Source organism: Flavobacterium sp. (assembly GCF_965657075.1).
In the GTDB taxonomy this organism is placed as follows: Bacteria; Bacteroidota; Bacteroidia; order Flavobacteriales; family Flavobacteriaceae; genus Flavobacterium.
The window spans coordinates 9,443-21,346 of sequence record NZ_CBFHMV010000029.1; the positions used below are offsets into that span (position 1 = coordinate 9,443).

At 35.4% G+C, this 11,904-nt stretch carries 3 protein-coding genes; all 3 read left to right on the forward strand.

The features are described from left to right. On the forward strand, positions 1 to 925 hold a 925-nt coding region (locus ACTF56_RS11910; protein WP_438967131.1), incomplete at its 5' end, for a T9SS type A sorting domain-containing protein. A gap of 919 nt (positions 926 to 1,844) precedes the next feature. Next, positions 1,845 to 3,359, forward strand: coding sequence for a tetratricopeptide repeat protein (locus tag ACTF56_RS11915; protein ID WP_438967132.1), 1,515 nt, complete (start codon positions 1,845 to 1,847; stop codon positions 3,357 to 3,359). A gap of 695 nt (positions 3,360 to 4,054) precedes the next feature. Then, positions 4,055 to 11,695 (forward strand): InlB B-repeat-containing protein, encoded by a 7,641-nt coding sequence (locus tag ACTF56_RS11920; RefSeq protein ID WP_438967133.1) that lies wholly within the window; start codon positions 4,055 to 4,057, stop codon positions 11,693 to 11,695. Positions 11,696 to 11,904 lie beyond the last annotated feature (209 nt).

The following is an 11,904-nucleotide window of genomic DNA, read 5'->3' on the forward strand; positions in this document are numbered from 1 at the left end:
AGCAACTTATATTGTAAAAGTACAAGTAGAAATTAACAGCGATTATGGTCAAGAAGGTACGCCTTGTAGTATTACTTTGGCAGGACCTATAACCACTTCATTAGCATCAGCATATTGTGGAATATCAGATGTAGAACCTACACAGGTTTTATATGCAACTGGAGTTTTAGGAGCTACGTCTTATCGATTTAATGTCTATGACGCAACAGGAACTAGTCTTATCTTTTCATATGAAAGTACACAAAGATGGTTTAGATTTTCACAAAATTCATTTACTTATGGAGCAACTTATATTGTAAAAGTACAAGTAGAAATTAACAGCGATTATGGTCAAGAAGGTACGCCTTGTAGTATTACTTTAAGTAATTTAGCTAGACAGATACAAACTCCTACTCTAAACCCATTGCATTGTGGCTCAATAGTTAATAAAAATGATGTGATTTATGCTAATATTATTCCAAATCAAAAATCTTATGTATTTGCAATTTATGACGAGAATAATGAATTAGTTGTTGAATTAGAAAAACCTGATAATTTCTTTTCTATTGCTGATTTTAATTATACCGAAGGTGCTTCGTATCAAATTGCAGTGAAAACAAACAAAGAAAATGTGGGCTATGAAAACGAATCTTCTTTATGCCGAATTACAATTGCTAAAGAAGTTGTAAACACAAATGATAGTTTAGAATTAAAAGCCTATCCTAATCCCTTTAGTGACTCCTTTATCATTGAATCTATATCAGATAGTATAGAACCTATTTCATATCAAGTATTTGATATAACAGGAAAATTATTAGAAATGAATGTTGTTAAAGTTGAAGAACTAAACCAATTCCAAATTGGATCTAAATACCCAACTGGAATGTATCTTGTTATCCTTAAACAAGGGCAACTAAACAAAACAATAAAAATGATTAAACAATAGAAAAATATCTAATTAACTATTTGATGAAAATACAATGTTTAGAAAATAATTTTATTAAAATTGAAAATAAATATAATTCTATAACTCTAGATATTAATGATGTTGAAAAAATATTTATTAGTTGCAAACACTACTTTTTTTTAAAATTTTATTATTTGAATATTTTTACAAATAACAAAAAGTATTGTTTGTATTTCAAAAAAAGAGAAAAAGAAATTATTAAAAAAGAAGTTTACAATATAAAAGTCTTAATTAATTGGAACTTTTTTGCTAATTAATATCTTAAATAAATATGCCCCAAATAGTTACTAACTAAAAGGGGTATATTTATTTGGTGTAATAGTTTAATATAAAGGATAATACAGGTAGTTTAAATCACTATTTTTTTAGTTTTACATAAATAGATAGTTAGAATTATCATCTACAAAAACGTCTAAAATCATGCATCTTAACTAAATTTTATTATATTTGATAAATAATATTTTTTAGAGTTAATAGCATTAAAATTTTAGATTTTTATTATTTTTTTAGCTTTAAAAAATTGCTACCATCTGGCTTTAATCATGAGCTACAAATGTTGAACAATATGAAACCAATTCGTATTCTAGTTTATCTTTTATTTATCCTTCAATTTACAGGGACTATTTATGCACAAACTAGTATGGATAGCTTAAAAAATTTATCAAATTCAAAAATTAAAAACGAAGATTGGATTGATGCGATGATTTTAAACGTTGAAAAAATCATAAATTCAGAACCCAAAACTGCTTTTACATTCTCAAAACGTATTATAGAGACTTCTAATAAATTATCTTATAAAAAAGGTTTTGAAAATTCAACACTTCAAAATGCACAAATTCTATATACTTTAGGAAAATATGATGAAGCCGAAAAGCAAATTAAAAAGGTACTAAAAAAATTGGATGATAATGATTTCAACAAAATACAAGCACTTATAATACTTAATAATGTTTTTTATAACAGAGGAGAATTCGATGCTGCTCTCAATTTATTAAAAGAAGCTGAAGAACTTACAATTGATAAAAAAAACGAACCTGTACAAGCAACAATTTATAATAATAAAGCAAAAATATATCTTATTAAAGGCGATTACAATTTAACAATTCAAAATAATTTAAAAGCAGCAGAGATTTTTGAGAGGTTGAACAAAAAAAAATCACTTGCCGTAGTTTACAATAATTTAGGAAATATTAATGCAGATTTTAAATTTTATGACAAATCTATTAAATACTTCAACTTATCCATCAAAATTAATCAAACAGTCGGAGATTTATATAATTTATCACAAAACTATGCTAATTTAGGTGTTACATATAAATCAATAGATTCTATTACCAAAGCGATTGTATATTATGAAAAATCTTTAGCTATTTCTGAAAAATTAGGAAGTAGATTGGTAATGGCACAAAACTACGTGAATTTAGGTAATATATATGAAAAACAAGGTAACTATAAAAAAGCATTTGAGATTTTTAATAAGTCTTTAGAGATTTGTAAAAAAGAAAAAATCATCTATGGTTTAGTACTTAATTACGCTAATATTGGAAATACCCATTTTCTTAATAAAAACTACGATGACGCCATTACAAGTCTAGACAGTGCGATTAAGTATGCTGAAATTTTGAAGCTTCCAAAAGAAAAATTAGAGATTTATGAACGGTTAACGAATGTGTACAAAGCTAAAAATAATTTTAAAAAAGCGTTTGAATATCAATCCTTGTTCAATGAAATAAATGATAGTTTAATATCTGCAGAGAAGCACAACCAATTTGCAGAATTACAAACAAAATATGAAACTACTAAAAAAGAAAAACTCATCTTAGAAATGAGTGAAAAAGAAACAAAGCACAAATTAACTATTGTATATTTAATTATTTTATCTCTTATTTTATCGCTTTTTGGAGCTTGGATTTTCTACAAAAGGAAAAAATCTTTGCAAGAAAATAAAATCGCTGAAATTACAGCAGATAAAATGAAATTGGAAATTCAATTAAAAAATAATGAATTAACTCAAAAAACGTTAAACATTCTAAATCTTAAAGAAAATAATCTACAAATAGTCTCTGAAATTGAAGAACTAATAAATTCAAAATCAGTGACAAATAATGAGATGGTACAAATTGTAAATAAAATCAAATTTTCATCAAAAAGTTCTGCTATTTGGGAGGAATTTGATTTACGGTTTAAAACCATTCATAGTGATTTTTATTCAAAAATTATTAGCAATTACCCAGATTTATCTCCTGTTGAGTTAAGGATAGTAACACTACTTCGTTTAAACTTAACGTCTAAAGAAATCTCTGAAATATTGCAGCGTAGCATTAAAACCATTGAAAACAATCGTAGTCTAATACGAAAAAAAATGAATTTGGACACTAACACAAATCTAACATCATTTATCTCTAAACTATAACTCATAAAAGAAAGTTTGTACTTTTAAATGGAAAATATATTCTCAAATAAGGAAATATAATAGAGAACAATTTAATTTAGGACTTAAATTACACAAAGTAATGTTTGTTTTTTGCAATTTAAAGTAGCATTAGATTTTAAACAACTAATTTATACTACTTCCTCATAAATTTATTTTTTTTTCTCACCCACAAGTTGAACCAATTAAACCTCTTTTAAAACAAGAGGTTTTTTTACTTTAAAACTGGAAAATTTTATCTTCTGACTCCTGATGTTATTTTTTTAAAAATAGCTCGAAGAATTATTTTAAAAAACGGCAATACTTTTAATTTTATAGAAATAAATCAACTTTTTTTCTTCCCCGGGGGTTTTTCGGGGGGTAGTAAATCGCTCAACAATTAGACAAGTTGAGTAAGTTTGATTTTTATTAATTAGCAATGTATTAAAACTATTTAAAAAGAATAAAGCAAAGAAAAAAATTAAGAGTAAAAAGAAATGAATTCAAATAATACATATTTCGTTTTAATTAGTAATTAGTTTCACTAATCTAAAATGCTAAAGCAAAATAGAATGATAAACTTTTATTGGATACTTGATTTTGGAGATTTGCTATAAATATATAATTCATTATTAAGTATAAATACAACAGTTAGACTTTAATTTTTTATCGAATATTATAAATTTAAAATAAACATCATGAAAAAACACTTACTTTTATTTTTCATAACCTATGCGATATTGTTTGCTAACACATTAACTTTTGCATACAATAGCAATAAAAAAGTTTCTATAACTCTTTTAAATATTGAAAATTATAAAACGTTTAGTTTACTATCATACAACTATGGTTGTTTAGATATAACCATACATAACTTTGAAAATTGGAAAAAAGAGAGCAATTCAAATCCTTCTTTAAAAGAAATTACGCTTGATACAAAACTAGTAGCAACACCCACCATAACATCTTTTGTACCCTCAAGCGGCAACCCAGGAACATTGGTAACTATTACAGGTGCCAATTTGGGCAACCCTACATCTTTTACTATAGGAGGAGCCACTGCCATTGTGGTTTCTAATACGGGTAGCACTTTAGTGGGTATGGTGATGCCAGGTGCCACTACTGGTGCAATATCCATCGGTACAGGAGGTGGAGCAGCTACAAGTACAGGAAGCTTTATTGTAACAACTTCTCCCTATCCTTCAGCTCAACAAGGCAATAAATTAGTAGGCACAGGAGCCTCAGGAAGTGCTCGTCAAGGCGGATCTGTATCATTGAGTGCAGATGGGAAAACTGCTATTATTGGCGGAGTTAGGGATAACAACTATATCGGAGCAGCTTGGATATATACCCGTAATGGTAGCACTTGGAACCAACAAGGAAGTAAATTAGTAGGTTCTGGAGCTATAGGCCAAGCTTATCAAGGTATGTCCGTATCAATAAGTGCAGACGGAAACACCGCTATTGTAGGTGGAGGTGGAGACAACAATTGGTCAGGAGCAGTTTGGATATATAAACGTAATGGCACTACGTGGAGCCAACAAGGAAATAAACTAGTTGGTACGGGAGCATCAGAAGGAACTCAACAAGGTATTTCGGTCTCACTTAGTGCAGATGGAAACACAGCTATTGTCGGAGGTAATAATGATAACAACGGAGTCGGAGCAGCTTGGATATTTACACGCAGTGGCACCGTCTGGAGCCAACAGGGTAATAAATTAGTAGGTTCTGGAGCTATTGGAGATGCTTGGCAAGGCAGTTCAGTATCGATGAGTGCAGATGGAAATACCGCGATGGTGGCTGGATATGGTGATAATAGTAGTACTGGAGCAGTTTGGATATATACCCGTATTGGAACTACGTGGAGCCAACAAGGAAGTAAATTAGTTGGCACAAATGCTTCAGGAGCTGCTGAGCAAGGTTGTTCTGTTTCATTGAGTGCTGACGGTAATACGGCCATTGTCGGTGGTAATAATGATAATAACGGAACCGGAGCAGCTTGGATATTTACCCGTAATGGTACCAGCTGGAGTCAACAAGGAAATAAATTAGTAGGGATAGATGCTTTAGGAGCTGCTAGACTGGGTTATTCTGTATCCATGAGTGCAGATGGAAATACCGCTATTGTGGGTGGATACCATGATAATGCCGTCGGATCAGCAACTTGGACATATGCCGGTGCAGGAGCAGCTTGGGTATATACCCGCAATGGTAGCAATTGGAGTCAAAAGGGAAGTAAATTAGTAGGTTCTGGAGCCATAGGACAGGCTAGACAGGGCTGCTCCGTATCGATTGGTGCAGATGGAAATACCGCTATCGTGGGAGGGTTTAATGATAATAACGGTGCAGGAGCAACTTGGGTTTATGTAGTTGGTAAATCTGTTACTTACCACGGCAATGGCAATACCGGAGGATCGGTTCCTGCAGTAACAACGGGGGTCAATGGATCATCGGTAACCTTGGCTTCCAATACCGGAAATTTAACAAGAAATGGGTATATATTTAGTGGTTGGAATACGACCTCGGATGGTTTAGGAGTAAGTTACTCTATTGGTGCTCCCTATACTTTATCACAAGATATTACGCTCTATGCGAAATGGTCACCACTACCACCCACTATAACTTCTTTTACCCCGTCAAGTGGCAATCCAGGAACTTTGGTAACTATCAATGGTGCCAATTTAGGTAACCCTACCGCCTTTACTATAGGAGGAGCCACAGCTATAGTGGTTTCTAATACTGGCAGTACTTTAGTAGGCATGGTAATGCCAGGTTCCTCTACTGGTACAATATCCATCGGTACAGGAGGTGGCATAACTACTAGCTCAGGAACATTTACAGTAACAGCTACTCCATATCCATCCTTACAACAAGGCGATAAATTAGTAGGTACAGGTGCTATTGGAACTGCTAGATTGGGATTTTCCGTATCACTAAGTGCAGATGGAAACACCGCTATCGTGGGAGGATATAGGGATAATAGTGATACTGGAGCGGCTTGGATATATACCCGTAATGGCACTACATGGAGCCAACAAGGCGATAAATTAGTAGGCACAGGAGCTGTTGGGGTTGCTAGTCAGGGTTATTCCGTATCCATGAGTGCAGATGGAAATACCGCTATTGTGGGTGGGTGGACTGATAATAATAACAGGGGGGCTGCTTGGATATATAGCCGTATTGGCAATACGTGGAGCCAACAAGGAAATAAATTAGTAGGTTCGGGTGCTTTAGGAGCTGCTCGACAGGGTCGTTCTGTAGCATTGAGTGCAGATGGAAATACTGCTATAATTGGTGCTTCTGCAGATAATACTGGTAGAGGTGCAGTCTGGATCTTTGTTCGTAACGAAGGTACTTGGATCCAACAAGGAAGTAAATTAGTCGGTTCAGGCAGCATATTTTTTCAATATCAAGGTAGTTCTGTATCATTAAGCGCAGACGGAAATACGGTAATAGTAGGTGGGTATGGTGCTAGCAATACTGGAGCAGCTTGGATATATACCCGCAATGGCACTACGTGGAGCCAACAGGGCAATAAATTAGTAGGCACTGGAGCTTCTGGAAGTGCTCGTCAGGGCTGGTCTGTATCCATGAGTGCTGATGGTAATACCGCAATGGTAGGTGGATATTCGGATGCCAGCACTACCGGAGCGGCCTGGATATATTCCCGTAATGGCACTTCGTGGAGTCAACAGGGCAATAAACTAGTAGGCACTGGAGCTTCTGGAAGTGCTCAACAGGGCTATTCTGTAGCATTGAGTGCTGATGGTAATACCGCAATGGTGGGTGGATATTCGGATGCTAGCAATATTGGAGCGGCTTGGGTATATACCCGCAGTGGTACTTCGTGGAGCCAACAGGGAAATAAATTAGTAGGTACTGGAACTTCTGGAAGTGCTCAACAGGGGATCTCTGTTTCACTTAGTGCTGATGGCAAAACCGCTATAATGGGTGGAGATGCTGATGCTAGCAATACTGGAGCGGCTTGGGTTTTTGTAGTTCCTACTACCGTTGCGTATAATGGTAATGGCAATACATTAGGAACGGTTCCCGCAGTAACAACAGGGGCTAATGGTGCTTCTGTAGCCCTAGCTTCCAACACCGGTAATTTAGAAAAAACTGGGTTTACTTTTGAAGGTTGGAATACAGCTTCAGATGGTTCAGGAACCAGTTATGCAGAAGGAGATTCCTACTCTTTATCAGAGGATGTTACACTTTATTCGACATGGATTCCAATTCCTCCACCAACCATTACTTCTTTTACACCTACAAGTGGTAACCCAGGAACTTTGGTAACTATTACAGGTAACAATTTAGGTAACCCTACCTCATTTACTATAGGAGGAGCCACAGCTATAGTAGTTTCTAATACAGGCAGTACTTTAGTAGGTATGGTAATGCCGGGTTCCTCTACTGGTGCAATATCTATAAATACAATTACAGGTACTGCAGCTAGCTCAGAACCTTTTACAGTAACAACTACTCCATATCCATCCTTACAACAAGGCGATAAATTAGTAGGGATAGAAGCTTCGGCAGGAACCCAACTAGGTGTTTCAGTGTCGCTTAGTGCAGACGGAAATACTGCACTTATTGGAGGGCATAATGATGATTCAGGTATTGGAGCAGCTTGGGTATATATCCGTATAAATAATACCTGGATTCAGCAGGATGGTAAATTAGTGGGTACAGGAGCTGTTGGGGCAACTCATCAAGGCTGGTCTGTATCCATGAGTGCTGATGGTAATACCGCAATAGTGGGTGGGTATGGAGATGACAGCAATACCGGAGCAGCTTGGATATATACCCGTAATGGTACCACCTGGAGTCAACAGGGCAATAAATTAGTAGGTAATGATGCTGTTGGAGCTGCTCAACAGGGCTGGTCCGTATCCATGAGTGCAGATGGAAACACCGCTATTGTAGGAGGCAATAATGATAATAACGGAGTCGGAGCAGCTTGGGTGTTTACCCGTAGTGGTACATCGTGGATACAACAAGGCGATAAATTAATAGGCACAGGAGCTATAGCAGGAGCTTATCAAGGTTATTCCGTATCGCTAAGTGCAGATGGAAATACTGCTATTGTAGGTGGATATTATGATAATGCCGGTAAAGGAGCAACTTGGATATATACCCGTAATGGTACTTCTTGGACCCAACAGGGCGATAAATTAGTAGGCACAGGTGCAATTGGATCGTCTTTTCAAGGTTATTCCGTAGCATTGAGTGCAGATGGAAATACGGCCATTGTGGGTGGAAGTTTTGATAATGCCGGTGCAGGAGCAACTTGGATATATACCCGTATTGGTAGCAACTGGAGCCAACAGGGAAATAAATTAGTTGGTTCAGATATTATCGGAGGTGCTAGATTTGGTGGATCTGTGTCGCTTAGTGCAGATGGAAATACAGCTATAGTGGGTGGAAATAATGATAATAACACTGCTGGAGGAGCGTCTTGGATATTTACCCGAATTGGTAATTCATGGATTCAACAGGGAAGTAAACTAGTAGGTTCCGGAAGTTTGGGAGCAAATGCTAAGCAAGGTAGATCGGTATCTATGAGTGCAGATGGAAATACAGCTATAGTGGGTGGAAATTTTGATAACAGTAATGCTGGAGCAGCTTGGGTTTTTGTAGTTGGTAAATCTGTTACTTACCATAGTAATGGCAATACATTAGGATCGGTTCCTGCAGTAACAACAGGGGCTAGTGGAACTTCTGTAAGCTTAGCTTCCAACACCGGTAATTTAGAAAAAACCGGGTTTACTTTTGAAGGTTGGAATACAGCTTCAGATGGTTCAGGAACCAGTTATGCAGAAGGAGATTCCTATACATTATCAGAGGATGTTACGCTGTATGCGAAATGGACAGCTAATTACTATACGCTTGCTTTCGATGCGAATGGGGGTTCTATTATGATGACTAATGACCAAATGCTTCCATTTGGTTCAATTGTAAATTTAACTGGAGGATTATTTACTCGAGATGGCTACGCATTTTCAGGTTGGAATACAGCTTCGGATGGCACAGGAACCAGTTATGCAGTAGGAGATTCCTATACTATATCAAATGATGTTACGTTTTATGCGAAATGGACTGCTAATGAATACACGATCACCTTTGATGCAAATGGAGGTAACGGTACAATGACAACCCTGATTATTACTTATGGTTCAATGGAAAATCTAAGCAGTAATGTATTTACCCGCGAGGGCTATGCATTTACAGGATGGGCAACTACCAGTGAAGGTACAGTTACCTATGCCGATGGGGCTAGCTATACAATGGGCGACTCAGATATTACTTTATACGCTAAGTGGGTAAGTACGCTTCCTACAACAACATTACATATCGTATCTTGTGGAGCAACTTTAAGTGCTACTACTTCAAATATTTATGCTGTAGGAGTTGTTGGAGCTTCTGGATATGAATTTGAGGTTACTTATAATGGCGATGTTTATACAGCCGTTTTGTCTAATGACTATAGATTTAGATTGTCAGAAGTATTTGGATTACCACTAGTTTTTGGTGGTCAATACAGTGTTCGGGTAAGAATTTATAGCAATGGACAATCAGGTTCGTATGGTGATCCTTGTGTTGTTTATACACCTTCGATTCCTACAACAACATTAAATACTGTATCTTGTGGAGCCACTTTAACTGCTACTACTTCTAATATTTATGCTGCAGGAGTCGTTGGAGCTTCTGTATATGAATTTGAGGTTACTTATAATGGCAATGTTTATACAGCCGTTTTGTCTAATGATTATAGATTTAGATTGTCAGAAGTAGATGGATTACCACTATTGTTTGGTGGTGAATACAGTGTTCGGGTAAGAATTTATAGCAATGGACAATCAGGTTCGTATGGTGATCCTTGTGTTGTTTATATACCTTCGATTCCTACAACAACATTACATACTGTATCTTGTGGAGCCACTTTAACTGCTACTACTTCTAATATTTATGCTGCAGGAGTCGTTGGAGCTTATGGATATGAATTTGAGGTTACTTATAATGGCGATGTTTATACAGCCGTTTTGTCTAATGACTATAGATTTAGATTGTCAGAAGTAGATGGATTACCACTAGTTTTTGGAGGTGAATATAGTATTCGTGTTAGAATTCATAGTAATGCTCAACAAGGTTCGTATGGTGAACCTTGTAATGTTTATACGCCTTCGATCCCTACAACAACATTACATGCTACATCTTGTGGAGCGACTTTAAGTGCTACTACTTCTAATATTTATGCTGCAGGAGTTGTTGGAGCTGGTGCATATGAATTTGAAGTTACGTATAATGGAACATTTTACACAACAGTTATCTCTAACGATTCTAAATTTAGATTGTCAGAAGTAGATGGATTACCACTAGTTTTTGGAGGTGAATATACTGTTCGTGTTAGAATTCATAGTAATGCTCAACTAGGTTCGTATGGTGAACCTTGTAATGTTTATACGCCTTCGATCCCTACAACAACATTACATGCTACATCTTGTGGAGCGACTTTAAGTGCTACTACTTCTAATATTTATGCTGCAGGAGTTGTTGGAGCTGGTGCATATGAATTTGAAGTTACGTATAATGGAACATTTTACACAACAGTTATCTCTAACGATTCTAAATTTAGATTGTCAGAAGTAGATGGATTACCACTAGTTTTTGGAGGTGAATATACTGTTCGTGTTAGAATTCATAGTAATGCTCAACTAGGTTCGTATGGTGATCCTTGTAATGTGTATACTCCTTCAATCGCTGTGACTAAAATTTTCTCCCCACTATGTGGAACAACCATTGCTTATAGTGAAGTAGTATATGCAAATGAGATAACAAATGCAACGGCGTATAAATTTAATGTTTATGATGCTGCAGGATCAACTTTACTTGCATCAATAGAAAATGCATATAATTACTTTGATTTTTCTCAAATGAGTTTTACTTTTAATACTACTTACCAAGTAAAAGTTCAAGTAAAAATGGGCACTCAATACGGAGACGAAAGTTCACCTTGTGATATAACTATCGGATCAGACCCAGGTGCTATTGCAAAACAAGAAGCTGTATCAGAAAATACTAAATCTTCAGTAGCATCAATAATGACAGCTTATCCAAACCCATTTACAACATCCTTTAGCATTAGACCATTAGATGGTGTAAAAGACAATTTGTTTTATCAAGTATACGATGCAACAGGAAAAATTATAGAAAGTGACTCAGTAAAAGCTAGTGAAATAACAAGTCAAAACATAGGAAATTATTATCCTACAGGGATGTACTTAATCGTAGCAAAACAAGGAACAATATCACAAACTTTTAAAATGATTAAACAATAGTAGAAAAGTTTTATTGATTATTACAAACCGTCTCAATATATGTTGAGACGGTTTTTTTTAAACTGGAGTTTACAATCCTAAAAAGAATTGTTGTCATTATTTTTCATTGCTTTAATTCGTGGATATGCAAAAAAAAATTACAGTTTAAGTTAAGCGACATTTTTGTAAATGTTGTTTTGATTATTAAATTCTTCGATTGTTTTGTAATT

Coding starts and splice junctions, on each gene's coding strand:
- ACTF56_RS11920 (WP_438967133.1), top strand. CDS start 4,055: ATGAAAAAACACTTACTTTTATTTTTCATAACCTATGCGATATTGTTT.